The organism is Brachybacterium huguangmaarense (genome assembly GCF_025725725.1).
Lineage (GTDB): Bacteria > Actinomycetota > Actinomycetes > Actinomycetales > Dermabacteraceae > Brachybacterium > Brachybacterium huguangmaarense.
This window is the reverse complement of record NZ_CP107020.1, coordinates 872,121-896,113: the sequence shown is the minus strand read 5'-3', so window position 1 is coordinate 896,113 and position 23,993 is coordinate 872,121. Positions and strand designations below refer to the sequence as shown.

Genomic DNA, 23,993 nt, shown 5'->3' with positions numbered 1-23,993 from the left:
GTGGAGCGTGGGGCCCACGGCCCGCTCGAATGTCGCGCCAGGGGTGGGGAGACCACTTCTCGATGCTACTCGCGCGAACGACGCGCCTCGATCGCCTCATGGCCGAGTGATGCGCAGGCCCCTCAGCATCTCGTTGCCGAACGTGCCCTCGGGGTCCCATCGCGCGACGAGATCCGAGAAGCGATCGGCCAGCGGGTACCGGTCCCGCACCACCTCGGGGGCGATCCGGTGCACCTTGCCCCAGTGCGGGCGCGGGGCGAAGGGCTCGAGCGCCGCCTCGAGCACGGGGAGCACCGCGGCCACGCCCTCGGGATCCCGCTTCCACGTGAAGTGCAGGGCCGCGCTGTCGCGCCCCTGCGCGGTGGACATCCAGAGATCGTCCGCCGCGACGGTCCGGATCTCGCTCACGTGCAGCACGGGGTCGAGCCGGCGGGCGAGCGCCCGCACCGCCACCACGGCCTCGGCCAGATGCTCGCGCCCGATCAGGTACTCGCTCTGGATCTCGTCGCCCGCCGACGGCATGAACTCGAGGCGGAAGTGGGGGATCCGTTCGTGCACCGGTCCCGGCGCCCCGCTCTGATCGGTGCAGTTGCGCGCCGGCAGGGCCGGCAGCGGATGGATCGGCGCCTGCGCCCTCGTCGCACCCGCCAGGGTGTCGGGGAAGGCGGAGGCCTCGTCGGAGGGGACGCCGAGAGCCGCCCTGGACCCGCCGACCTTCTGCTTGACCCACACCTGCTCGAAGCTCGGGCCCTGCCAGCGGGTGAAGAGGCTGACCGAGTACGCGCACCCCAGCACCGCGTCGAGCGCCTCGACGTCGGGCACCGCTGCGGGCAGGTCCAGATAGACCGCCTGGCGGACAGCGAAGGCGGGCTCGACCTCCACGGTGACCCTCGTGACCACCCCGAACGCGCCGAGCCCCACCACGAGGCCCTCGAAGGAGTCCGCGTCCCCGGCCGGGCTCACTGCGACCAGGTCCCCGTCGGCCGTCACGATCTCCAGACCGCGCACGGCGGCCGCGAGGTTGCGGTTGTCGAGACCCGAGCCGTGGGTCGCGGTCGCGATGCAGCCCGCCACCGAGATGTGGGGGAGGGAGGCCATGTTCGCGAGCGCGAGCCCCTGCGCGTCGAGCTCCCGCGCGAGCTCGCCGTAGCGCACGCCGCCGCCCACCGTCACGCTGCGGCGGTCCGGGGCCACGGAGATGTCGGCCGGCAGGCGCCCGAGCGAGACGAGCACGCCCGGGGAGTCGGCGATCGCGCTGAAGGAGTGCCGGGCGCCGAGCGCCCTCACGTGTCGCGCGCCGGCCACCGTCTCGCGCAGCTCGTCGAGCGACCGCGGCTCGATCAGCTCGCGCGCCGTGTACGCGTAGGTCTGGGACCAGGTGCTGCCGGCGGGTGTCGTGCTCATGGATGCCTCGTCTCTGAGGAGCGGTCGGATGGGGCCATCCAACCAGGTGCAGGGGCGGGCCCGGCCGCCCTCGCGCCCATAGGATGATCCGGCTCGGCGCGGGTGCCGCCGGCGCGCACGGGCCGACCGCGCGAGGACTCGACGAGGAGACGACATGAGCGGCACGCAGCACGAGACCCCGCCCCGGAGCATCCGGTGGGGGCACGGCCCGGTCGAGCTCGAGCTGACCGCCGCGTCGTCGGGGCCGGCCTGCCTCACCCGGCTGACGATCGCGGGCCACGACGCCCGGATCACGGCGCCCCGGCCGCTCGCCGAGGTGCTGACGGTGGCCGAGGGACGCAGCTTCGCCGGCCCCCGGCTGGTCCGCACCGTCGTCGGCGAGCGCAGCGTGCTCGAGGGATGGGAGGAGCGGCCCACGCCGACCGGACGCGAGCTGGTGCTGCACGCGCGCGACGAGGCGACGGGCCTGGTCACCGAGCAGATCCTCGAGGTCGTGGGCGACGCCGCCGCCGTGCGCTCCCGCCTCCTCGTGACCAACGACGGCGACCGGTCGGTGGCCCTGCGCGCCGTGACCTCGTGGGTCAGCGGGCTCGGTGCGACGCGCGCCGACGCCCCACCCGCGGCGGCCGCACAAGGCGGCGCGCTCGCGGACGTCAGCATCCACCACGGCCGCAGCGACTGGCTCGGAGAGGACGCTGGTCGACGACGCCGGCGACGCAGGCCCTCTACCCGCGCCTCGCGGCGGAGCTGACCGGTCAGGAGCCGCGCGGCGCCGTCATCTTCTCCTCCGACGGGACCTGGTCGACGGGCCGCGTCCTGCCGGTGGCGGCCGTGACCGCGGCGGCGACCGGGACCACGTGGGCGTGGCAGATCGAGCACAACGGTCCGTGGCGCTGGGAGATCGGGGACGGCCTGCGCGACGGGTACGTGGCCCTGTCCGGGCCCACGCTCGCCGACCACGGCTGGAGCACCGTGCTGCGGCCCGGGCAGAGCGTCGAGTCCGTGCCCGCGACCGTCACCGTCGCCGGCACCCTCGAGGACGCCGTGGCCCGGCTGACCGGATTCCGGCGGGCGGCCCGCGTCGCCCATCCGGACGACCGGGCCCCGCGGCTCGTCTACAACGACTACATGAACACGCTCGACGGCGACCCCACGACCGAGCGGCTGCTCCCGCTCGTCGACGCCGCGGCACGGGTCGGCGCCGAGGTGTTCTGCATCGACGCCGGCTGGTACGACGACTCGGGCGACTGGTGGGACAGCGTCGGGGCCTGGACCCCCTCGAGCACGCGCTTCCCGGGCGGCCTGGGCGAGGTGATCGGCGCGATCCGCGACCGCGGCATGATCGCGGGGCTCTGGATCGAGCCCGAGGTCGTCGGCGTGCACAGCCCCGTCGCCGACGAGCTCCCGGCCGAGGCGTTCCTCCAGCTCCACGGCCAGCGCGTGGTCGAGCACGGCCGCTTCCACCTGGATCTGCGCCATCCCGCCGCGCGGGCCCACGTGGACGGGGTGCTGGACCGTCTGGTGGACGAGCTCGGCGCCGGCTACGTCAAGATGGACTACAACATCGACCCCGGCGTCGGCACCGATCGCGACGCGGACTCGGCGGGGGAGGGCCTGCTGGGGCACTGCCGCGCCGTGCAGGACGTCCTGGACGGTCTCCGGGCCCGGCATCCCGCGTTCATCCTCGAGAGCTGCAGCTCCGGGGCCATGCGCGCCGACGTCGCCATCACCTCGCGCACCCAGCTGCAGTCGACCTCGGACCAGCAGGATCCGCTCGCGTACCCGCCCATCGCGGCCTCGGCCCCGATGTCGATCCTGCCCGAGCAGGCGGCGAACTGGGCCTACCCGCATCCCGACATGACCCTGGAGCAGGTCGCGTTCACGCTGACCACCGGCCTCGCCGGGCGCCTCTATCTCTCCGGGTTCCTGCCGTGCCTGGGACCCGACCAGCTCGCCCTGGTCCTCGAGGCGGTCGCCCTGTACCGGGAGAGGCGCGAGGACCTCCCTCGCTGCGTGCCGTTCTGGCCGCTCGGCCTGCCGGGCTGGGACGACGACACCGTCGCCCTCGGTCTGCGCGGCCCGGGCTCCTCGACCCTCCTGGTCTGGGACCGGCGGGCGGACGGCAGGCCGATCGAGGTCCCCCTGCCCGCGGGCACGGCGCCGAGGCTCGACCAGGTCTTCCCGCGCGCACTCCCGGCGTGGGACGCCTCGGTGGGGGAGGACGGCATCGCCCGGCTGCGCAACCCGACCGGCGAGCCTTCGGCGCGCATCTTCCGTCTGCTGCCCGCACGCTGAGCAGGCGCGTGCCGCCTCGGGCTCGCGCGGGTGCCGCCGCGGACGGCAGGGTCCGGGGTACGGTGCGGATCTGACCCCGGCACCGCCGTGCGAGCTCGACGGCGCCGCCCGCGACCGCCTGACAGAGAGGCCGGACCATGGCACCGCTCGTGCTCGGCATCGACTCGTCGACCCAGTCCACCAAGGCGCTCCTGGTCGACGCCGACAGCGGCGAGGTGCTCGAGGAGCGCCGCGCCGCCCACCCCGACGGCACCGAGGTGGACCCGCAGTGCTGGCTCGACGCGGTCGACGAGGCCGCCGGCCCGCTGCTCGCCCGCGCGGACGCGATCGCCGTCGGCGGGCAGCAGCACGGCATGGTGCTGCTCGACGAGCACGGCGCACCGGTCCGCGACGCCCTGCTGTGGAACGACACCCGCTCCGCCGCCGAGGCCCGCACGCTCATCGAGGAGATGGGCGGCCCGGCCGCGTGCGCCGAGGAGCTCGGCAGCCTGCTCGTGGCCTCGATGACCTCGAGCAAGCTGCGGTGGGTGGCCGACCACGAGCCCGACATCGCCCGCCGGGCGGCCCGCGTGCTGCTGCCCCACGACCTGGTCTCGCTCCACCTCGCGGCGCCGGGCACGGAGCCCTTCACCGACCGCGGCGACGCCTCGGGCACCGGCTACTTCTCGACCCGCACCGACGACTGGGACCGGCGCCTCGCCGCCGCGGCGCTCGGCCACGAGCTCACGCTGCCCCGTCTGCCGTCCGTGCCGTCCGAGGTCATGGCCGCGACCGACGCGGGAGTGCCGCTCGCCGCCGGGACGGGCGACAACATGGCGGCCGCCCTCGGGCTCGACCTGAGGCCCGGGGACGTGTCGGTCTCCATCGGCACCTCCGGGGTCTGCGCCATGGTCTCCGAGGTCCGCCCGACCGACGCGACCGGCATCGTCACCGGCTTCGCGGACGCGACCGGTCGGTTCCTGCCGATGACCACGACCATCAACGCGGCCCGGATCCTCGAGGTCGGCCGAGCGCTCCTGGGCGTCGACCACGCCGAGCTCTCCCGCCTGGCCCTGGCGAGCGAGCCGGCCGCCCGGGGCGTCACGCTCCTGCCCTACTTCGACGGCGAGCGCACGCCGAACCGTCCCGACGCCCGCGCGACCCTCACAGGCATGACCACGACGACGAGCCGGGAGGACGTCGCCCGCGCCCACGTCGAGGGGCTGCTGTGCTCGCTCGCGGACGGGATCGCCGCCCTCGAGGCCGAGAACGGCCTCCCGGCCCGACGCATCCTGCTCATCGGCGGGGCCGCGAAGTCCGCGGCCGTCCGGGCCCTCGCCCCCGCGGTGTTCGGCCGCGAGGTGCTCGTCGCCGACGAGGCGGAGTACGTGGCGCTGGGCGCCGCCCGCCAGGCGGCGTGGGCGCTCGCCGGATCCGCCCAGCCCCCGGCCTGGGAGCCCGTGCACTGCGAGGCGTCCGCCGCCGAGCCCACGCCCGCGGTGCTGCGCGCCTACGAGGAGCTCAAGGAGCGCACCGCGGACTGGGCATGAGGCCTCGGCCCGGTCGGGGTCGTGCCGCGGTGCCCTCAGGCGTCCTCGTGGAGGCCCTTCCGGCTGAAGATCGAGGAGCCCCGGCGGCTGTGGAGGTAGGAGCGGCGGGACTCCTGGGCCTGGTGGGCCCGCGAGGAGAGGCTCAGGTCCAGCCTCGTGACCTCCGTGTCCGCCTTCTGCGCCAGGAAGCGCTCGAAGGCCGCCGGCGCGGTCGAGCCGCCATCCACCGCCGTCTGGTCGACGATGCAGATCTCGCCCGTGCGCAGGCACAGATACCAGTACGCGTCGTCGGCGTAGATCGCGGTGACGTGCGCATACGGGCGGGCTGGGGCGTCATCGGCGGGCTCCGCCGCGCGACGGAACGTCCTGTCGCCGAACTCGTACCGCTCCGCCCGCCCCGTGCGACGGTACGGGTCCCGGAGCAGGCGGAGCAGCGCCAGGACGCGGTCGCCGACGAGCACCCAGACCACGACCAGGGCGGCCGCCACCCACAGCGCATCGCGCAGCAGGCCGGGCGTGACCATGAACCCGACCGCCACCAGGATGGCCGCGATGAGCGACCGCTGGAGCTTGCGCGTGGGCCACACCTTCGCGTTGCGGAACGTGATGTAGGCACGGACCAGCCGCAGGTCGTGGCGGACGTCGGCGGTGTGCACGATCCCCATCCTCGCTGCCCGCCCGCTCACGCCGACCGCGCGGACGCGATCCCCTCGAAGATCAGCTTGCCGACGACCGAGCCGCCGTCGAGCACGCCGATGCTGCGTGCCGCGGAGTAGGCGGCACGACCGTGGACCGCACGCATCTGCGTGGTCGCCTCCGATCCCTCGGCCGCGGCCGTGGCCGCGGCCTCGAGCGCCGCGTCGACATCGCCGTCCGCGCCGTCCACGAGGGCGTTCGCCCCGGGCACGAGAGCGTCGAGGATGGTCTTCTCCCCAGGCTTCGACTCGGCCTTGGCCATGATGTTCTCGACCCCGGCCTGGAGGGCCCGGGCCATCTCGGGAAACTCGACCTCGGTGCGTCCCCGCAGCGTCTTGGCCATCCCCATCAGGCCGAAGCTGATGATCGTGCCGAGGGACGACGGAGCGGACTCGTTGAAGACCTTGGCGGCCTGCCGCAGCAGCTGGCCCAGATCCTCCTCGTCGCTGCCGTCCAGGAACGCCGAGAGCGCCCGGAAGCCGTCGTCCATCGAGATGCCGAGGTCCCCGTCGCCGTTGACCTGGTCGAGCGAGACGAGGTAGTCCCGGTTCTCGCTCATGAGGCCGCCGATGGACGTGACGGCCTTCGCGATCGATGCTCGATCCACCATCGTGATCACCTACTTGTTCAGGTTCGTGTAGAAGGGCGTGCGGGCCGGGGCGAGCAGCAGCTCCTTGAGCTCGGCGTCGAGCTTGAGGACGGTGATGGACAGGCCCGCCATCTCCATCGAGGTGGCGAACTCGCCGATGTGGGGCATCACGACGCTCACGCCGGCGTCCGCGAGACGCCGATGCACGGCGCGGTAGACGATGAACTGCTCCTCGAGCGGGGTCGCGCCCAGGCCGTTGACCATCACCGAGACCTCGTCGCCCGTGCTCAGCGGCATGTCCGTCGTGATCGCGTCGAGGATGACCTCGGCGATCTCGTCGGCGGTCATCATCGGGCGCACCTCGATGCCGGCCTCGCCGTGGATCCCCATCCCGATCTCGATCTGGTCGGCCGGGATGGTGAAGGTCGGCGACCCGACCTTCGGGACGATGCACGGGGAGAGCGCGACACCCATGCTGCGGGTGTTCGCGAGCGCCCGCTCGGCGAGGTCCCCGACCTCCTCGAGGGACTTGAGCTGGGCGGCCGCGGCGCCGGCGATCTTGTAGGCGTAGACGATGCCCGCCACGCCTCGCCGCTTGTCGGCGTTCTCCGCCGGGGAGCTGGCGACGTCGTCGCGCGCGATCACCTGGCGCGTCTCGATGTCGTCGAACTCGGCCTCCTCGCACGCCATCGCGAAGTTGAACCGGTCGCCGTTGTAGTTGCCGTACAGGCACAGCACGCCGGCTCCGCGGTCGCACGCCCGGATCATGTCGGTCATCTTCTCGGCCGACGGGGAGGCGAAGACCTCGCCCACGGCGCAGCCGTCGAGCATGCCCTCGCCCACGTAGCCGAGGAACAGGGGGAGGTGCCCGCTGCCGCCGGCGGTCACGATGCCGACCTTCTTCTCGGCGACGGGATAGCCCGTGACCAGCACCCGGTGGTCCCCGTCGAGCAGCGTGACCTTGTCGCCGTATGCCGCGGCGATGCCCTCCATGGTGTCGCGCACGAAGTCATCGGCGCGATTCATGATCTTCTTCATCTCCATCGCTGAACTCCTGTCGTTCGTCTGTGCTGTCAGTTCTCGCTCACGCCCCACGCGCTGCGCAGCAGCTCGGGGTGGGGCTCGAGGTGGGCGAAGTCGTTGACCCGCTGGACGGAGAACTCCTCGAGGCGGGTGTCGTAGGAGATCTCCGTGAGGCTCCCGTTCTCGAGCGTCGTCGAGGCCAGGCGCCAGCGGGCCAGGGGCGCGCAGAGGATGTGCGCGATCAGGGCGCGGATCACGACGCCGTGGGTGGCCACGGCGACGGTCCCGTGGCCACCCTCGGCGATCGCCTGCAAGGCGGGGACGGCGCGCGCCACGACCTCCCCGATGGTCTCCCCGCCCGGATAGCGCAGGTCGGAGGCCATGGCCGCCTGCTGCGCCTTGAAGTCGGCGAAGCCGCGGCCGGTCTCGGCGTCCGTCAGACCTGTCAGGTCGCCGAAGTCGAGCTCCCGCAGCTGCGGCACGACCTCGACCGGCAGCCCGAGCCGCTCGCCGACGATGGCGCCGGTCTCCCGGGCCCGCACCATGTCACTCGCGTACAGGGCCTCGAGACCCCACGCGGCCATGCGCTCGGCGACGAGTGCTGCCTGCCGCCGGCCCTCCTCCGAGAGGCCGACGTCGACGTTGCACCGCGCGTCGGACTGCCGTCCGTGCCGGATCAGGAAGATGCGCATGGCCGCGGGGCCCCCGTCACTTCTCGGGGAAGGTGATCTCGGAGGGGTACGCCCACTTCTGCAGCTCGTCCTGGGCGAACGCCTCGGGCTCGACACCCCCGTTGGCCGTGAGCACGTGGTGGTAGAGCTCGGCGAGCTCCTCGATGTACGCCGCCTTGAGGAACGCCTCATAGATGTCGCGATCGTCGACCGCGACGGAGCCGTGCTTCTCCATCAGCACGCAGTCGGCCTCCCGCACCCCCTCGATGATGTTGGCGGCGAGCGCCGGGGTGCCCGGGCGGCCGTAGGGGGCGACCGGGATGCGTCCCTTGGTGAGGCCGAGGTTGGCGACCTCGTAGACGATCGCCGGGATCGGCTTGCCCAGCACGGCGAACGCCGTCGCGTACGCCGAGTGGGTGTGCGCGATCGCTGTGACCTCGGGACGCTCCTGGTAGATCGCGATGTGCATGAGCACCTCGCTCGTGGGGCGCAGCCCGGACTCGTGCTCGATCACCCGGGCGTCCAGATCCATCACGACCAGGTCGCGGGGGCTCATGATCTCCCGGTCGAGGCCCGCGGGGGTCGCGACGATCAGCCCGGTCTCCTGGTCCTTCGCGCTGAAGTTCCCGGACTTGTGCTTGCACAGGCCGTCGTGCTGGGCGCGCTTGGCGATCGCGCAGACGTCCTTCTTCAGTGACTCCAACATTGTTCTCTGCTCACTTTCTGATGGGGGGAAACGGCGTTCCGGTCACTCGGCGGCGGCGACGTCCAGGTCGTTCGCCGCGAGCGCGGCGTTGCGCTCCCGCAGGAGGCTGCGGGCGTAGAAGACGAAGCACACGACCCAGACGACGAGCACGCCGAGCGGCAGCCAGTTCCCGTTGACCACTTCCATGAAGTGCGAGAACGCGTAGGTGAAGATGGGCCCGTCGATGCTCGAGTTGGAGATGAGCTGGCCGGGCTTGAGGTCCACGGCGTGCGTGGTGTTGGCCAGCTGCGTCATGAACGGGGCGAACGCGGTGCCCACGTACAGGAAGACGGGCACGAAGATCGTGCACTGGATCAGCATCCGGATGATGTTGCCGCGGCACACGAAGTAGGCGGGCACGGCGATCGCGATGTTGATGATGCCGGCGAAGGGCAGGATCTCGTTGCCCGGCAGGATGAAGGACATCAGCAGGGTGACCGGGACGGTCCAGATCACGGCGAGCCAGATCTCGTTCGCACCGCCCAAGAAGGGCCAGTCCAGGCCGACGAACAGCTCGCGGTCCTGGAAGCGCTTGCGCATGAACTCCGAGACGGCGTTGGAGATCGGCTCGAGTGCCTGCATGAAGTACTTCGAGATGACGGGGAACAGGGTCAGAGCGGTCGCGCACTGGATCGCGAGGGTCAGGGTCTCGGCGATCCCGAACCGCGCGAGCAGGCCGAACACGATGCCGAGCAGGAAGCCCAGGATGTGGTTCTCCGCGAAGATGCCGACCTTGTTGCGCAGGTCCTCGGCGTTGAACGAGCGGTTCAGCCCCGGGATCTTCCGCAGCAGCCAGTCGATCGGATACATGGGCGCGGCGAGGAACACCATCTTGTGGGTGATGGTCACGCCGGGGATGCCGGACAGGTGCTCGACGCGGTACTGGTGGAAGTCGGCGCTCTTGAGCTCGAAGACCGTCTGGATCGCGGCGATCACGAAGGCGAGGGCGACGCTGTTGGTGATGTAGTACACCGCGACGGCGGTGAAGATCTTGCCCCAGACGTTCCACAGGTCCGCGTTGAACGTGTTGGTCTGCTTGAGCAGGATCAGGACGATGTTGATCCCGATGACCACCGGGAACATGAGGAACGCGTACGGCCACGACCACGAGATCGTGGACATCGTGGTCCAGCCGCCGTCGGTGATGGGGAGGTTGACGCCGATCGTCTTGACCATCTGCTCAGCGGCGGGGGTGATGGCCCCCGTCATGTAGCTGATCAGCATGGTCATGCCCGAGAACGCGACGCCGAGGATCACGCCCGAGGAGATGGCGTCCTTGACCTTCATCCGGACGATGAGGCCCGCGATGATGATGATCATCGGCACGAAGATCGCAGCACCCAGGGACAGGATGAAGTTGAAGAAGTCTTGGAGGACCTGCATTGTCTGCTCTTCCGTCTGAATGAAGGCTCAGGGCTCGGTTCAGCCCTGAGACGCCTTGATCGCGTCGACGAGCTTCTGGAACTCCTGGTCCTGACCCACGCCGGTGAGGAACGCGATCCCGTTGCTGGTCGGGATCGAGCGCTCCTTCTTCTCGCGCACGATCGTGATGTAGGCGGCGGCGCCGTTGAGGTACCGGTCGACGGACTTGAGGTCCACGGCCTCGACCGTGGCGTCGACCTTCGCCTCCTTGAGCAGACGCGTCACCTTGCTCGCCACGGTCTGCGACGTCGCAACCCCGCTGCCACACGCAACAATCACCTTTGCAGCCATTTTTCTAGCCTTTCTCTCGGTTCTCAGAACTCCATGCCGCGCATGGATCGGATGAGCTCGTAGAAGTCGTCGTCGGTCTTCACGCCCTCGAGCCGCGGGATGAAGTCGTCGTCCATGAAGTTGTCGAGCATGATCTGGAGCAGCTCCACGTGCCCGTCACCGCCGGTGAATCCGAGCATGAAGATGAAGCGGACCTGGAGCTCGTTCTCGTCGTTGCCCATCTCGTGCCACCCGATGGGCGCCATCAGGCGCGTCGGGGCGATGAACGGCCGGATGATGTGCTCGACGTCGGAATGCGGGATCGCGATCGCCTCCGGCTGCGTGGGCAGCGCGGTCGGGAACTTCTGCTCGCGGGCGGCGATGGCCGCACGGAACGTGTCCTTGACGTAGCCCAGGCGTTCGAGCTTGCCGACCATCTGGTCGAAGAACTCGTCCTGGTCGGCCACCATCCAGTCCAGCTGGACGAGATCCCTCCGAATCAGGTCCTTGTGCACGATCCACCCTCCTTGGTCAGATCCGGCATGCGGTCGGGGCGCGGAGCACCCCGTCTGTGGTCCCGAGGCGGTGCCGGCGAACGGACGCCGACGGCCTCACCTCAGGATCGTGACTCATCCGGAGAGTCGAGCCTCGTCCCTGAGGTCCAGCATCGGTGTACTTTTGTGCAACGCGCTGTACGAATGTACCCATCTTTGGATGCTTCTGAGGGGAAGTCAAGGCCCTTGGTCCCGATCGAGACGGTCGAGCCCTCGCGGCTGCGGGAGAAGATAGGTGCCGACCGGGAGGAGTCGGATGACGGATCGAAGACTGCTGGGCCGTGTGGCCCGCCTCTACTACGAAGAGGGGCTCACGCATGCCGAGATCGCGCGCCTTCTGGTGCTCTCCCGGGTCAAGGTGACACGCCTCCTCGCGGAGGCCCGCCAGGAGAAGATCGTCGAGATCACGGTGCACAGCGAGGAGCCCGCGTTCGCCGACCTCGAGCGGCGCCTCGCCGCCTCGCTCGGGCTGCGGGCCACGTGGGTGGCCCCGCGGTCCGAGGACTCGTGCTCGCTCGGTCGCGCGGGAGGGCGCGCCATCCGGGAGCTGCTGCCGCGGGCGGAGCGTGTGACGCTCGGGCTGAGCGAGTCGGTGCGGGACGCGGTCGCCCACGTCAGGGAGCTCTCCCTTCCGCATCTCCAGATCTTCCCGGTCGGCGGCGGTCGTCCCGGCCAGGCCAGCGGCGCGGACCCGCACGACGTCGCCTCGGCGCTCGCCCGTGCCGTGGGGTCGACGGTGTTCGGCCTGCCCGCGCCGCTCATCGCCCGGGATCGGGAGTCGGCGCAGTCGCTCCTGCGTGACCCGGGGCTGCGGAGCGCCCTGGCCGGGGCCGAGCAGGCGGATCTGCTGGTCGTCGGCGTCGGCGGTCTCGAGACCGCGCGCAAGTTCTGGTCCGCGTGGGTCGACGGGAGCGTCTTCGACGACCTGGGTCGGCGCGGCGCGGTCGGGGACATCTCCGCGCGATTCTTCGGTGCGGACGGTGCGCGCATCGCCTCGCCCCTCGACGAGCGGGTGGTGGGCCTGTCCCTCACGCAGATGCGGGCCGTCGGCACGCGGCTGATGATCGGCGGCGGCGAGGAGAAGACGGAGGCCATTCGTGTGGCCGTGCGCTCAGGGCTCGCGAACGCCCTGGTCACGGACAACGGCGTCGCGGAGGCGCTGCTCGCCGGGCAGTGACCGTCACCGGCGGGGCATGGCGGGATGTTGGGCGGTGTTCCCGGCCCTGCGTCACGCCGTGCGGTGGCGCGGTGACTCGGCGCGAGGCCCTTCGGTGTCGGGGGTGCGCGGGGGCAGGTCGAGGGTCTCGGCGTCGTCGGGTGCCGTGTTCGGGTCCACGAGACGGGACTCGAACGACCTGGAGTAGAGCGCGACCGGGTCGGAGTCCACGGTGATGGTGCCGTCGATGTCCTGCCAGGCCCCGCCGTTGACGGAGAACTGGCCCGAGTAGGTGGTCGTGAGCGTGACGTCGTACCAGCCCTCGTGGGCGTACTGGGAGGTGATGTCGCGGTCGGGATAGGGGCGCCCGGCCGTCGAGGTGTCCAGGGAGTTCCCGTCGCCGAAGTCCCAGTGGTAGCGGACGGGGGTGGCGCGTACGCGCACCGGGGTGGCCAGCAGGGTGGTGTCGAGAGTCTGCTCGGTCGCCTCGGCGTAGACGATCAGGTCCATGCCGACGGGCAGATAGCCGACGGACGGCCCGGCGTGGGCGACGGCGGGCTGCACGGGAAGGGACGCGAAGTCCTGCTGGGTGACGGTGATGACGATGGAGGCCCCATCGGGTGTCACGGGGTTGCCGTTGACGTCGACACAGCGGAAGCCGAGGTTCGAGGACGCCCCCGTGCGGCGATCGGTCTCGGTGCCGCTCTGGGCCGTCCATCCCGCGTCGCCTCCGGTAGCCGCGTTCGCGGCATTCCGCCCGCTGCACGCCGCCACCGGGAAGAAGCAGCTGTCGGACTGGGTGGGGTCTGCCGAACACGGGTTGGTGACGCGATCGATGCGCTTCCAGGAGCGCGTGATGGGGCTCCTGCTAGCCCCGCTGGCGGGGTTCATCGTGGGAGTGTGCGCCTTGGCAACCCGGAGGGCTTCATTGGCGGCGGCAGTTAGCGAATCATCGTCGGTATCCCCAGTGATTCCCGCCCAAGCACTCCCTCCATGAACTAAAATTATCGCGAGTATCAGCCCTGTGAACGTGATAGGACGGTGCCAACTAAGTTTCAAGGTCCACCGCCTGAACGACCCAATGGGAGCCGTCCCACTTCAGGCGCCCGGCCGCACCATAGGCTGTTTCTGGGTCACTGGTTCGTTCCCCAGCTACGTTCGAGGGCTCGTCGTGCTCAGAGAGCGAGAACCCGTAGCTCACCACGAACTGGTCTTCCGCCTCCGACTGCGCATTCAAGAAGTGCTCACTTAGTTCAACCGGGCCCCAGTATTCGTCGCGGTCGCGAAACCCGTCAATGTCTCTCGCGGCATCAATACAATAGCTACAATCGGCCGAACTTAAGCCCCTAAACGGAGTGGAATCTCCGGTTTGATATCCGTAGATCAGCGTGTCCCAGAAGAATTTATACGCCTGCATGGCCCCCTCCTCGGTCTGCTCGTCCATCCCCGGATAGGCACTGGGATCGGGCGCTGCGACGGCGGGCTGCGAGGTGGTGGCGCTTGCCGTCGTCGGTTCCGTCGGGGATGCGGTTGTCGTGGCGGCGGTGCTGGACGGTGAGGGCTCGTCAGCGCCTCCCTCGCAGGCCGCGAGCCCCAGTGCGAGAGCTGACACGGCGGTGATGACCAAGGCGCGACGTAGCGTCATGTCCGGACCCCTTCGGACGTGGTGGAGATCGCCTGACAGTAGCGTGATTGCCTCACGCGCAACACCCTGGGGACCTCGTTGTGGATATCCGAGAGTGCCAGCCGATACCTTGCCGTCTCGTCCGTTCCCGCAGGTAATGAGGGCATTTCGTGGCCACGGAGGCCTCCCTCCTCCTACACTGCAAGAAGTTCCGATGTCGCTGTCGCCATCGCGTGCGGCCGTCGGCATCGGCCCGTCCGTCCCCCAGACCACGGAGAATCACGGTGACCTCGAAGAACGATGTCCAGGCCCCTTCCACCCCCCAGTCCAACAGTCCCGACCGCAACCTCGCCATGGAGCTCGTCCGCGTCACCGAGGCGGCCGCGATCGCCGGCAGCCGCTGGGTCGGCGCGGGCGACAAGAACAAGGCCGACGGCGCCGCCGTCGACGCCATGCGCACCTTCATGGACACCGTCGCCATGAACGGCACCGTCGTGATCGGCGAGGGGGAGAAGGACGAGGCCCCCATGCTGTTCAACGGCGAGGCCGTCGGCGACGGCACCGGCCCCGAGGTCGACGTCGCGGTCGACCCCATCGACGGGACGCGGCTCACCGCGATGGGCTACGACAACGCCCTGTCGGTGTTCGCCGTCGCGGAGCGGGGCACGATGTTCGACCCCTCGGCCGTGTTCTACATGGACAAGCTCGTGGTGGGCCCCGACGCCGCCGACGTGGTCGATCTGCGCAACCCCGTGCGCGCCAACATCGAGGCCGTGTCCCGGGCGCTGGACAAGCCGATCGGCGAGGTCACCGTGTGCATCCTCGACCGTCCGCGCCACGAGCGCCTCGTCGCCGAGGTGCGCGAGGCGGGAGCGCGCGTCAAGTTCATCATGGACGGCGACGTGGCCGGTGCGATCGCGGCCGCGCGGCCCTCGACGGGCGTGGACATGATGCTGGGCATCGGCGGCACCCCAGAGGGCATCGTCGCCGCGTGCGCCATCAAGGCGACCGGCGGCGTGATCCAGGGCCGCCTGGCGCCGACGGACGACGCCGAGCGGCAGAAGGCCGTCGACGCCGGCCACGACCTCGACCGCGTGCTTGCCACGGACGACCTGGTCACCTCCGACAACTGCTACTTCGCGGCCACGGGCGTCACCAACGGCGACCTCGTCAAGGGCGTGCGCTTCGGGCGCGGCCGGATCTTCACCCAGTCCCTCGTGATGCGCTCGGCCTCCGGCACGGTGCGCGTGGTCGACGCCGAGCATCGCCGCGAGAAGTGGAGCCAGTGGCTGCGCCAGGGGCCCGATCAGGGATGATGCGCCCGCGGGACCCCCGTCCCTTCTCTCGGGCGGGGCGCCCCGTAGGCTCCGGCCATGTCCTCCCATGACAATGAGCGCAAAGTCGGCATCCCGCCCAAGCTGGACAAGAAGGCGTACGAGAAGGAGCTCGAGCGCCTGCAGGCCGATCTCGTGGCCATGCAGCAGTGGGTCATCGAGAACGGCGAGCGCGTCTGCCTGATCTTCGAGGGCCGCGACGCCGCGGGCAAGGGATCGGCGATCAAGCGCATCACCCAGTACCTCAACCCTCGCCACTCGCGCATCGTCGCGCTGCCCGCGCCCACCGAGCGCGAGCAGACCCAGTGGTACTTCCAGCGCTACATCCAGCACCTGCCCGCGGCGGGTGAGATCGTCATCTTCGACCGCTCCTGGTACAACCGGGCGGGCGTTGAGCGGGTGATGGGCTTCTGCACCGAGGCCCAGTACCACCGCTTCCTGCGGCAGGCCCCGGACTTCGAGCGCATGCTCGTCGAGGACAGGATCCGCCTGATCAAGTACTGGTTCTCCGTCTCCGACGAGGAGCAGGAGGCGCGCTTCCGCTCCCGTGCCCAGGACCCGATGCGGCGCTGGAAGCTCTCGCCCATGGACGTGCAGTCGATCAGCCGCTGGGAGGACTACTCGCGGGCCAAGGACGCGATGTTCGCGGCCACCGACACCCCGTGGGGCCGCTGGTACACCGTCGAGTCCGAGGACAAGAAGCGCTCACGGATCAACGTCATCCACGACATCCTGCAGCGCGTCCCCTGGGGCTACGTCGAGCCGCAGGAGATCGAGATCCCCTCGCGCCCGCCGGAGAAGGGCTACTCGCGGCCCGACCGCTCCGACTACGTCTACGTCGAGGACGTCGCGAGCAGCCTCGAGGCCGCCCCGAAGTCCAAGGCCAAGACGAAGCGCTCCTAGGGCCCGCCTCGCCTACGATCATCGCGTGAGGCATCCGGCCTCCTCGGGCCCGCAGGAGGCACGCCGATGAGCGATGGATCGACCGCGGCGGAGCACGGGCCCGCCGCCGAGGCTCCCGACGCCGCGAGCGGTCCCGTCGCGGAAGCCGAGAACGCTGGCAGGGCCGGCCGGGAGCCCGCGTCGAGCCGCCAGACCGACGCCCCTGCCGGTCGCCGGGTGCCTCGCGCCCTCTCGATCCTCGTGGGCCTCGCCGCCGCCTGGATCGTGCTGTCGGGGATGCAGCAGCTGGCCGGGCTCATCGTGCCCGTCTTCCTCGCCCTGAACCTGATGATCGCCGTGCACCCCCTGGGTGCTGCGATCGACCGCGCAGGCCTGCCCCGGATCGTCGGCGCGCTCGCGAACATGCTCACCGTGCTCGTCGCACTCGTGGTGTTCTTCGGCGCGATCGGCTGGGCGATCGCGCAGCTCGTCACCGAGCTGCCCCACTACTCCGACCGGTTCAACACCCTGCTCGGCGAGGCGCTCGACATAGCCGACGGGTTCGGCGTCAGCCAGGACCAGCTCACCTCGTGGATCTCCGCGGTGAACGTGTCGTCGCTGGTGGGCATGCTGAACCAGGCGCTGAACTCCGTCGGCTCCGTGAGCGCGCTGCTGACGGCGACCGTCGCCACCATCGTCTTCTTCGGGCTCGACGCGACCGGGCTGCCCGAGCGCCTCGCGGTCGTCGAGCGCCATCACGGGCGCGATCACGCCGCGCTGCTCGAGTTCGCCCACAGCGCCCGCACCTACTGGATCGTGACCACCCTGTTCGGCGCCGTCGTGGCGGTCATCGACGGCTTCGCGCTGTGGCTGCTCGGCGTGCCCCTGCCCGGGGTGTGGGCGGTGCTGCTGTTCCTGTGCAACTACATCCCCAACATCGGGTTCGTGTTCGCGCTCATCCCGCCCACGCTCATGGCGCTCCTGGACCGCGGCCCCTGGACGGCGGTCGCGGTGGTCGTGATCTGCTCGACGATCGCGATGCTCCTGCAGGGCCTCGTCCAGCCGCGCGTCACGGGCCGGGCCGTGGGCCTCGCGCCGAGCATCTCGTTCCTGTCGGTGCTGTTCTGGTCCTGGGTGCTCGGCGCGGCGGGTGCGCTCCTGTCGGTGCCGATGACCCTCCTGGTCAAGGAGCTGCTGATCGACGCCGATCCGCAGGCGCGCTGGCTCAACGCCTTCCTCGCCGACGACGCCTCGGCGGCGGAGACGGCGCCGAGCGAGCGCGTCAGGCCTGCGCCGGGATCTCCCCGGTGAAGTCGTCCTGCACCCGCCGACGCATGCGCAGCGCACCGGCGAAGCCCATCAGCAGGGCCAGGGCGAGCCAGCCGAGCAGCCATGCGATGTCGCCCCAGGGGTCGACCCAGCCGCCGCCGATCGCCCCGCGGAACGCGTCGACCGCATGGGTCATGGGGAGGAACGGGTGGATGGCCTGGAAGAACCTGGGCAGCGTCTTGACCGGATAGGTGCCGCCGGCGCCGGAGACCTGGAGCGCGATCAGCACGAGGGCGAGGAACTTGCCGACGGGGCCGAACAGCGCCCCGAAGCCGTGGTTGAGCGCCACGAACACGACGCTGGTCAGCGCCGCCATCGCCACGAAGGTCCAGAGGTGGACGGCCGTGATCCCGACGGCCAGGTGCAGGACCGCGAGCACGATCGCGGTCTGGACCAGACCCAGCAGCTGGGGCGGCAGCAGGCCGCCGAGGAGCAGGCTCAGGGCGCTCGCGCCCTGCCGGGCCGCGCGGGCCGAGAACGGCGACATCATGAGGAAGATCGCCATGCCGCCCACCCACAGACCGATACCCAGGAACAGCGGGGCCAGGCCCTCGCCGAAGTTCTTGAGCCCGTTGTCGCGGTGGAAGTCCAGCCCCACCGGATCCGAGGCCGCACTGCTCAGGTGGTCGCGTTCGCTGTCGGTGTACGAGGGGACCTTGTCCTTCGCGTCGTTGAGGCCGTCGCTCAGCGTGTGGGTGCCGTCGTCGAGCTGGGAGGCGCCGTCGTCGAGCCGGGACGCTCCGTCCTGCAGCTGCTGGGCCCCCGAGTCGAGCTGGGAGGCGCCGTCGTGCAGCGCGGAGGCGCCGGACTCCGCCTGGTCGGCCGCGCTCGCGAGGCGGTCGGCGCCGTCGGCCAGCTGTCCCGTCGCGCCGGACAGCTGGTCTGCACCGTCCGCGGCCTGGCTCACGCCGGCCGTGTACTGGTCGACGCCCTGGTCGAGGGTCTGCGCGCCGTCGGCGAGCTGCCCGGTCGCGCCCGAGAGCCGGTCGGCCCCCTGGCTGAGGCCCTGGGCGCCCTGGTTCAGCTGACGCACGGCGACCACGGCCTGATCGGCCTGGTCGAAGGCCGTGGGCAGGGCCTGGACCGCGGCCGTGGCCTGGGCGTGCAGGTCGTCGATGCGCTGCTGGGCGGTCGCCGGGTCGGCCGCGGCGTCCTGCGCCGTCTGACGGGCCTGCGAGATCGCGGTCGAGAGCGTGCCGGCGTCGTCCGAGAGCTGCGAGGCGGGGTCCCGCAGCGCATCGGCGGAGTCGGCGATCTGCTGGGTCTGCTGGCGCAGGCCGCCCTCGCCGTCCGCTCCCTGCAGCAGGGTCACCACGCGCCCGGCGGCATCGTTCATGCCCGTGGCGGTGTCGGCGATCTGGGAGCTGCTGGTCGCGGCGCCCGCGATCGTGTCGTTCTGGTCCGAGGCTTCGTCCGAGACGCCCGCGGCGCTGTCGCGCAGCCCGCTCGAGTCGGCGGTGATCTCGGCCAGTCGCGAGCAGAGCTGGTCGGTATCGGAGGCCCCGCCCCCATCGGAGGCCGCGGAGCCCGTCGAGCCGCCCGTGCACGCCTCGGCGTAGAGGTCGTCGACGGAGCGGGTGTAGGTGCCCACGGAGTCGTCGAGCGTCGAGGCGTCGTCCTTGAGGGTCGAGGCGCCGGTCGCGGCGCCCTGCACCGCGTCGTCGACGTCCTGCACGTCCCCGGCGATCGTGGAGGCACCGTCGCGCACGGACACGGCGTCGTCGGAGCCGCTGCTCACGGCGTCGGCGATCTTCTGTGCGCTGTCGGCCGCCGTGCCCACCGAGTCGGAGAGCGTCGAGGCGTCCGTCGCGAGCTGGGCGGCCTTCGAGTCCGGGTCCGCGAGCGCGGTGTTCACGTCGGTCGCGATCGTCGCGAGGTCGTCGACCGCGGTCTGGAGGTCGGCGGTGGTCTGGTCGACGCTCGTCTGGTCGATGCCGAGGTCGCGGGCGCGCTGCTGGGCGGCGCTGAGCCGCGAGTCGAGCTGCTGGGTGCCGTCGGCGAGCCGGCCCGCGCCGTCGGCGAGGCTCGAGGAGCCGTCGGCGACCTGGGAGGACGCGCTCGCGAGCGCCCCGGACCCGGACCGGAGCCGGGGGCTCTGGGCGTCGAGCGTGTCCAGGCCGGAGCTGAGGGTGTCGGCGCCCTGGTCGAGCTGCTTCGCGCCGTCGCTCAGGGTGGAGGCCCCGGTGGAGATCTGCCCGAGGCCCACGACGAGGTCGTAGCTGCCGGCGTCGAGACGCGAGGCGCCGTCCGCGAGCTGCCCCGAGGCGTTGGTCAGCTCGGTCGTGCCGGTGTGCAGGTCCGAGGCGCCGTCGGCGAGCTGCGAGGCGCCGTCGGCGGCGTCGACCAGGTTGTCGTGGATCGTCGTGAAGCCGATGTAGACGTTGTCGAGGTACTGCGCGAGGACGTTGGACTCGAGCGACTCGCGCAGGGCCGTCCCGACCGACTTGGTGAAGTTGCCGGAGACGTAGTTGACGGTGTCGTTGGTGCGCACCGTGAGCAGAGCGGGGGCGGCCTGCATCGGGTCGTCCGCGCCCATCGAGGCGATGTCGGCCGAGAAGTCGGAGGGGATCTCGACGACTGCGCCGTAGGTGCCGTCGGCGAGGCCGCGGTCGGCGGTCGCCTGGTCGGTCCGCACGAAGTGGTAGACGGTGGACTTGTCCATCCCCAGCAGGGTGTCGGTGAACTCCCCGCCGACGTCGATGCGGGAGGTGCTGCCGTCGGTCGCGGTGGTCTCGGCGCCCGTGTCGTCGTTGACCACCGCGGCGGTGACGTGGTCGAGGTGACCGTTGGGGTCGCTGAAGGACCAGGTCATGTTGCCGGCGTACACGAGCGGCACGAGGGCGAGGCCGGTCGCGAAGAGCAGGGCGATCCGCTGCTTCCATTCGCCGGGGATGACGGCCGAGATGTCGTGGCCGACGCTGCGGACCATCGAACCGGTCGCTCGGGCGCCGCGTCCCACGGCGCGCCCGAGCCTGAGGACGAGGTCCCGCAGGGCATGGAGGAGATGGGCGAGAAAGGCCATGGGCGAGACGATACGCGTACGCATCCGATACGCCAATGTATCGAGAGCGGCTGTGGCGGAGGGAACGTGCCGATCTCACCCGGCGAGCAGGGCGTGCAGCCAGGGGAAGGAGCCGTGTGTGAGCGCGACCGCGGCCTCCGCCCCCAGGGCAGCGGCGGCCAGGACGAGCACGGCCACGATAGCCCGCCGCAGCGGGGTGCGCCACCGGGCCAGCAGATCGATCCAGGCGCGTTCGGCCCGCTCCCGCAGGGGCGTGAGCCCGGCGATCGCGAGCACGAGCATCGGCGCCTGGTAGAGCACGTTCCAAGCCACGAGCAGCGCGATCCGGACGGGCAGCGCGTCGACGCGCGAGGCCAGGCCCACGGCCGCGACGAACGGCGGATCGGGCAGGCTCGTGACGGCCAGCAGCGCCGCCGCGATCATCATGGCGCGCACGCTCACCCCCGCGGACGACGTGCGAGGGGCCGGCGGCCGGCGCAGCGCGAGGCCTTGGTGGACGGCGATCCCGGCGCACGCGAGGGCCACCGCGATCTGCGCCGCCGACCACACGGCGGGGGAGCGCAGGACCGGCGCGAGCACGCGCCCGGCCCAGTCCAGGATCGGGTGCAGGGCCAGGATCTCGAGGCTGATGAGCACGACATAGGTGCCCAGGAGCGCGAGCAGCGCCCGGGGGCGCGCCCCGCGGGCGATCGCGCCGGCGGCCACGATCCCGCCGAACGGGTCGAGACCGACGATCGCGAGCCCGAGGAAGGCGACGACGCCCACCGCGGTCATCGCCCGGCCTCCTGGCGCCGGAGGGCGACGGCGAACCGGGACCCCCGGGGTGCGCGCGTGTCCATGGGGTCATCCTCTCGTCCTCGCGGCGGCGGCGCGCCGGTACGGTGAGCGGACGCGAGACCCTGTGCGAGAGGAGCACCACGCGATGACCAAGGCCCCCGAGCTCGTCGACGGCTCGATCACCGGCGAGAACTACCGGATCACACCGCTCACCCCCCGGGTGGTGCGGCTGGAGTGGTCTCCGTCGGGGCGCTTCGAGGACCGGCCGTCGACGTTCGCGCTCCACCGGGACCTGCCTGTGCCCGATGTGCACGTCGCCCGCGAGACGAACCGGCTGCTCGTCCTGACCGACGCCTTCCGCCTCGAGTACGACGAAGGGCCCTTCAGCCCCTCCGGGCTGCGCCTCGACGTGCTCGGCGGCGTCTCGACCTACCACTCGGTGTGGCGCTACGGGCAGGACCTGTCCCTGCCCGCCGACGTCGAGGCGCGCCGCCGCGGACGGCCCGAGCGCCCTCTCGACGGGAACCTGGGAGGGGCGGCGCGCACGGTCGACCTCGCCGACGGCGAGATCCCGCTCGAGCCCGGCGTCAACAGCGCCGTCGGCTACGCCGTGATCGACGACTCCGGATCGATGGTCTTCGAGGACGGCCGGCTCGTCGCGCGCGACGCCGAGGACGGCGCCCTCGACCTGTACGTGTTCGCCGCCGGACGCGACCACGTCGCCGCCGTGCGCGACTACTTCGCGATCTCGGGCGCGCAGCCGCTCCTGCCGCGCTGGGCGCTCGGCAACTGGTGGTCCCGCTACCACCGCTACTCCGAGGCCTCCTACCTCGGGCTGCTCGACCGCTTCGACGAGGCCGGGATCCCCTTCTCGGTGGCCGTGATCGACATGGACTGGCACCTCGTCGACGACGTCGACCCGGCCCATGGCTCGGGCTGGACCGGCTACACGTGGAACCGCGAGCTGTTCCCCGACCCCGCGCGCTTCCAGCGCGAGCTGCACGAGCGCGGCCTGCACGTGACCCTCAACGACCACCCGGCCGATGGGGTGCGGGCCTTCGAGGAGCCCTACGAGGCCATGTGCCGCGCACTCGGACGCGAGGCCGACGGCACGCCCGTCGTCTTCGATCCCACGGACCCCGAGTTCATGCGAGCCTCCATGGAGGTGCTGCACCGCGGGCTCGAGGAGCTCGGCACCGACTTCTGGTGGATCGACTGGCAGAGCGGGCCCACCTCCAACGTGCCGGGCGTCGATCCGCTGTGGGTGCTCAACCACGCCCACTTCACCGACAACGAGCGCCAGGCCGCAGCGCACGGCGACCGCGGCCTGACCTTCTCCCGGTACGCGGGCCCCGGCAGCCACCGCTACCCGGTCGGCTTCTCGGGCGACTCGATCATCAGCTGGGACTCCCTGGCCTTCCAGCCGCGCTTCACCGCCTCGGGCGCGAACATCGGCTACGGCTGGTGGAGCCACGACATCGGCGGCCACATGGGCGGCGTGCGCGACGACGAGCTCGCCATGCGCTGGGTGCAGTTCGGGGTGTTCTCGCCGATCATGCGCCTGCACTCCTCGAACTCGCCCTTCGGCGGCAAGGAGCCGTGGCGCTTCACCGAGCCGGCGCGCGGCGTCATGAGGGAGCAGCTGCGCCTGCGCCACCGGCTCGTGCCCTACCTGCACACGATGAACCGGCGCGCCCACGTCGAGGGCCGCTCGCTCGTCGAGCCCGTCTACTTCGAGGACACGTCGCCCGGCGCCTACGCGCAGCGCGACGAGTACCTGTTCGGCTCCGAGCTCCTGGTCGCCCCGATCGTCCGCCCCGCCGCGGCCGACGTCGCGCGTGGTCGCGCGGACGTGCACCTGCCCGCCGGCCGCTGGGTGGACGCGTTCACCGGCTGGGCGTACACCGGCGGTCGCAGCGTGCGCATGTTCCGCGACGCCGCGTCGATCCCCGTGCTCGTGCGCGCGGGCGGCATCGTGCCGCTCGTGGCCGAGGGCGAGGACCTCGACGCCTCGCGCAACCCGCGCGCCCTCGAGCTGTGGGTGGGCGCGGGCGCCGACGGGGACTTCACGCTGTGCGAGGAGCCCGAGGGCGAGGTCGCGGCGCCGGAGGACTGGATCGCGACCCGCATCGTGCTCGACGCGACGGACGGAGCCCTGCGCATCGAGCTGCCCGAGCGCTCGCCGGTGGGCGAGGACGGTGCGCGCCGCTGGAGCCTGCGCCTGCTGGGCTTCGACCCGGCGGCCTTCGGCGATCTGGTGGCCGACGGCGCCGAGGTCAGCGTGCGACCGGCCGAGCGCGGCACGCTGCTCGTCGAGGTCGTGCCCACCACCGTGGCCGACACCGGGGCCCGCGTGCTCGAGCTGCGCTCGGCCGGATTCGCCTCGACCGGCACGAACGAGGTCGCGCCCGCCCTCGAGGAGCTGCTCAACGGCGCCCAGGTGGGCTATCTGCTCAAGGAGCGCATCCAGCACGCGGTGACCGAGCACGGCGTCGGCGCGCTCTCCTCGATCGGGTCCTTCGGCGCCGGGCCCTCGCCGTTCACGCAGAAGCCCGAGGACTACGACCGGCCCTCCGAGGAGCTCATCGCCGCGGTCGCGGAGGTGCTCACGGCCCAGTGACCTCGGCCGCCGGCCCGGAGGGCGGCCCGCACCGCGGACCGCCCTCCGGGG

General features: G+C 71.4%; 21 protein-coding genes. 8 read left to right on the top strand and 13 right to left on the bottom strand.

Annotated features, from left to right (window positions below; genetic code table 11):
- Positions 1 to 96 precede the first annotated feature (96 nt).
- Positions 97 to 1,404, bottom strand: a complete 1,308-nt coding sequence (locus BRM3_RS03850; protein ID WP_263594784.1) for an FAD-binding protein — start codon at positions 1,402 to 1,404, stop codon at positions 97 to 99.
- Between the two features lie 154 nt (positions 1,405 to 1,558).
- Here BRM3_RS03850 and BRM3_RS03845 point away from each other — a divergent pair, with 154 nt between their 5' ends.
- The 3 genes from BRM3_RS03845 (at position 1,559) to xylB (ending at position 5,228) form a co-directional block, all read left to right on the top strand.
- Complete coding sequence (locus BRM3_RS03845) at positions 1,559 to 2,155, top strand: hypothetical protein (RefSeq protein WP_263594783.1); 597 nt, start codon at positions 1,559 to 1,561, stop codon at positions 2,153 to 2,155.
- A 71-nt stretch (positions 2,156 to 2,226) separates the two neighbouring features.
- Positions 2,227 to 3,699, top strand: coding sequence for a glycoside hydrolase family 36 protein (locus BRM3_RS03840; protein WP_263594782.1), 1,473 nt, complete (start codon positions 2,227 to 2,229; stop codon positions 3,697 to 3,699).
- Between the two features lie 137 nt (positions 3,700 to 3,836).
- Positions 3,837 to 5,228 carry a xylulokinase gene (xylB, locus tag BRM3_RS03835; protein ID WP_263594781.1) on the top strand — a complete coding sequence of 464 codons (1,392 nt, stop codon included), beginning with the start codon at positions 3,837 to 3,839 and terminating at the stop codon, positions 5,226 to 5,228.
- 35 nt (positions 5,229 to 5,263) lie between these two features.
- Here the strand turns inward: xylB and BRM3_RS03830 are convergent, their stop codons facing one another.
- From BRM3_RS03830 to BRM3_RS03795, 8 genes are all read right to left on the bottom strand, one after another.
- Entirely contained in the window at positions 5,264 to 5,884 is a 621-nt protein-coding gene (locus BRM3_RS03830) for a hypothetical protein (protein WP_263594780.1), read from the bottom strand.
- 26 nt (positions 5,885 to 5,910) lie between these two features.
- A complete protein-coding gene (locus BRM3_RS03825; RefSeq protein ID WP_263594779.1) occupies positions 5,911 to 6,534 on the bottom strand; it encodes a dihydroxyacetone kinase subunit L in 624 nt (207 codons plus the stop codon).
- 9 nt (positions 6,535 to 6,543) lie between these two features.
- Positions 6,544 to 7,557, bottom strand: coding sequence for a dihydroxyacetone kinase subunit DhaK (locus BRM3_RS03820; protein WP_263594778.1), 1,014 nt, complete (start codon positions 7,555 to 7,557; stop codon positions 6,544 to 6,546).
- A 29-nt stretch (positions 7,558 to 7,586) separates the two neighbouring features.
- Positions 7,587 to 8,228: a histidine phosphatase family protein gene (locus BRM3_RS03815; RefSeq protein WP_263594777.1), complete on the bottom strand. Its 642-nt coding sequence runs from the start codon at positions 8,226 to 8,228 to the stop codon at positions 7,587 to 7,589.
- Between the two features lie 16 nt (positions 8,229 to 8,244).
- Positions 8,245 to 8,913: a class II aldolase/adducin family protein gene (locus BRM3_RS03810; RefSeq protein WP_263594776.1), complete on the bottom strand. Its 669-nt coding sequence runs from the start codon at positions 8,911 to 8,913 to the stop codon at positions 8,245 to 8,247.
- A 42-nt stretch (positions 8,914 to 8,955) separates the two neighbouring features.
- A complete protein-coding gene (locus BRM3_RS03805) occupies positions 8,956 to 10,335 on the bottom strand; it encodes a PTS galactitol transporter subunit IIC (protein ID WP_263594775.1) in 1,380 nt (459 codons plus the stop codon).
- A 39-nt stretch (positions 10,336 to 10,374) separates the two neighbouring features.
- Positions 10,375 to 10,611 carry a PTS sugar transporter subunit IIB gene (locus BRM3_RS03800; protein ID WP_263594774.1) on the bottom strand — a complete coding sequence of 79 codons (237 nt, stop codon included), beginning with the start codon at positions 10,609 to 10,611 and terminating at the stop codon, positions 10,375 to 10,377.
- Positions 10,612 to 10,688: 77 nt separating this feature from the next.
- On the bottom strand, positions 10,689 to 11,159 hold the full coding sequence (locus tag BRM3_RS03795) for a PTS sugar transporter subunit IIA (RefSeq protein WP_263594773.1): 471 nt from the start codon (positions 11,157 to 11,159) through the stop codon (positions 10,689 to 10,691).
- A gap of 295 nt (positions 11,160 to 11,454) precedes the next feature.
- Here BRM3_RS03795 and BRM3_RS03790 point away from each other — a divergent pair, with 295 nt between their 5' ends.
- Positions 11,455 to 12,375 (top strand): sugar-binding transcriptional regulator, encoded by a 921-nt coding sequence (locus BRM3_RS03790; RefSeq protein WP_263594772.1) that lies wholly within the window; start codon positions 11,455 to 11,457, stop codon positions 12,373 to 12,375.
- Positions 12,376 to 12,426: 51 nt separating this feature from the next.
- Here BRM3_RS03790 and BRM3_RS03785 read toward each other — a convergent pair whose 3' ends face one another.
- Complete coding sequence (locus BRM3_RS03785) at positions 12,427 to 13,245, bottom strand: PKD domain-containing protein (protein WP_263594771.1); 819 nt, start codon at positions 13,243 to 13,245, stop codon at positions 12,427 to 12,429.
- Between the two features lie 157 nt (positions 13,246 to 13,402).
- Positions 13,403 to 13,999 carry a DUF6318 family protein gene (locus tag BRM3_RS03780; protein ID WP_263594770.1) on the bottom strand — a complete coding sequence of 199 codons (597 nt, stop codon included), beginning with the start codon at positions 13,997 to 13,999 and terminating at the stop codon, positions 13,403 to 13,405.
- Between the two features lie 332 nt (positions 14,000 to 14,331).
- Between BRM3_RS03780 and glpX the strand changes: the two genes are divergently transcribed.
- The 3 genes from glpX to BRM3_RS03765 all read left to right on the top strand — a co-directional run bounded on the left by glpX (position 14,332) and on the right by BRM3_RS03765 (position 17,505).
- The gene (gene glpX / locus BRM3_RS03775; RefSeq protein ID WP_263595387.1) at positions 14,332 to 15,294 is read left to right on the top strand and encodes a class II fructose-bisphosphatase; all 963 of its coding nucleotides are present in this window, start codon (positions 14,332 to 14,334) and stop codon (positions 15,292 to 15,294) included.
- 57 nt (positions 15,295 to 15,351) lie between these two features.
- On the top strand, positions 15,352 to 16,215 hold the full coding sequence (gene ppk2 / locus BRM3_RS03770; protein WP_263594769.1) for a polyphosphate kinase 2: 864 nt from the start codon (positions 15,352 to 15,354) through the stop codon (positions 16,213 to 16,215).
- Between the two features lie 66 nt (positions 16,216 to 16,281).
- A complete protein-coding gene (locus tag BRM3_RS03765) occupies positions 16,282 to 17,505 on the top strand; it encodes an AI-2E family transporter (protein ID WP_263594768.1) in 1,224 nt (407 codons plus the stop codon).
- On the opposite strand, the gene BRM3_RS03760 is transcribed toward BRM3_RS03765, so the two are convergent.
- Both BRM3_RS03760 and BRM3_RS03755 read right to left on the bottom strand, forming a co-directional pair.
- The gene (locus BRM3_RS03760) at positions 17,477 to 20,545 is read right to left on the bottom strand and encodes a YhgE/Pip domain-containing protein (protein ID WP_263594767.1); all 3,069 of its coding nucleotides are present in this window, start codon (positions 20,543 to 20,545) and stop codon (positions 17,477 to 17,479) included. The two genes, BRM3_RS03765 and BRM3_RS03760, sit on opposite strands and share 29 nt — an antisense overlap.
- A gap of 75 nt (positions 20,546 to 20,620) precedes the next feature.
- Entirely contained in the window at positions 20,621 to 21,319 is a 699-nt protein-coding gene (locus BRM3_RS03755) for a hypothetical protein (protein WP_263594766.1), read from the bottom strand.
- Positions 21,320 to 21,467: 148 nt separating this feature from the next.
- Here BRM3_RS03755 and BRM3_RS03750 point away from each other — a divergent pair, with 148 nt between their 5' ends.
- A complete protein-coding gene (locus BRM3_RS03750; RefSeq protein ID WP_263594765.1) occupies positions 21,468 to 23,942 on the top strand; it encodes a glycoside hydrolase family 31 protein in 2,475 nt (824 codons plus the stop codon).
- Positions 23,943 to 23,993 lie beyond the last annotated feature (51 nt).

Excerpts from the sequence above, each read along its gene's own strand:
- BRM3_RS03850 (WP_263594784.1), bottom strand. The coding sequence starts at position 1,404 with ATGAGCACGACACCCGCCGGCAGCACCTGGTCCCAGACCTACGCGTAC.
- BRM3_RS03845 (WP_263594783.1), top strand. The coding sequence starts at position 1,559 with ATGAGCGGCACGCAGCACGAGACCCCGCCCCGGAGCATCCGGTGGGGG.
- xylB (WP_263594781.1), top strand. The coding sequence starts at position 3,837 with ATGGCACCGCTCGTGCTCGGCATCGACTCGTCGACCCAGTCCACCAAG.
- BRM3_RS03825 (WP_263594779.1), bottom strand. The coding sequence starts at position 6,534 with ATGGTGGATCGAGCATCGATCGCGAAGGCCGTCACGTCCATCGGCGGC.
- BRM3_RS03820 (WP_263594778.1), bottom strand. The coding sequence starts at position 7,557 with ATGGAGATGAAGAAGATCATGAATCGCGCCGATGACTTCGTGCGCGAC.
- BRM3_RS03815 (WP_263594777.1), bottom strand. The coding sequence starts at position 8,228 with ATGCGCATCTTCCTGATCCGGCACGGACGGCAGTCCGACGCGCGGTGC.
- BRM3_RS03810 (WP_263594776.1), bottom strand. The coding sequence starts at position 8,913 with ATGTTGGAGTCACTGAAGAAGGACGTCTGCGCGATCGCCAAGCGCGCC.
- BRM3_RS03805 (WP_263594775.1), bottom strand. The coding sequence starts at position 10,335 with ATGCAGGTCCTCCAAGACTTCTTCAACTTCATCCTGTCCCTGGGTGCT.
- BRM3_RS03790 (WP_263594772.1), top strand. The coding sequence starts at position 11,455 with ATGACGGATCGAAGACTGCTGGGCCGTGTGGCCCGCCTCTACTACGAA.
- BRM3_RS03785 (WP_263594771.1), bottom strand. The coding sequence starts at position 13,245 with ATGAACCCCGCCAGCGGGGCTAGCAGGAGCCCCATCACGCGCTCCTGG.
- BRM3_RS03780 (WP_263594770.1), bottom strand. The coding sequence starts at position 13,999 with ATGACGCTACGTCGCGCCTTGGTCATCACCGCCGTGTCAGCTCTCGCA.
- glpX (WP_263595387.1), top strand. The coding sequence starts at position 14,332 with ATGGAGCTCGTCCGCGTCACCGAGGCGGCCGCGATCGCCGGCAGCCGC.
- ppk2 (WP_263594769.1), top strand. The coding sequence starts at position 15,352 with ATGTCCTCCCATGACAATGAGCGCAAAGTCGGCATCCCGCCCAAGCTG.
- BRM3_RS03765 (WP_263594768.1), top strand. The coding sequence starts at position 16,282 with ATGAGCGATGGATCGACCGCGGCGGAGCACGGGCCCGCCGCCGAGGCT.
- BRM3_RS03760 (WP_263594767.1), bottom strand. The coding sequence starts at position 20,545 with ATGGCCTTTCTCGCCCATCTCCTCCATGCCCTGCGGGACCTCGTCCTC.
- BRM3_RS03755 (WP_263594766.1), bottom strand. The coding sequence starts at position 21,319 with ATGACCGCGGTGGGCGTCGTCGCCTTCCTCGGGCTCGCGATCGTCGGT.
- BRM3_RS03750 (WP_263594765.1), top strand. The coding sequence starts at position 21,468 with ATGACCAAGGCCCCCGAGCTCGTCGACGGCTCGATCACCGGCGAGAAC.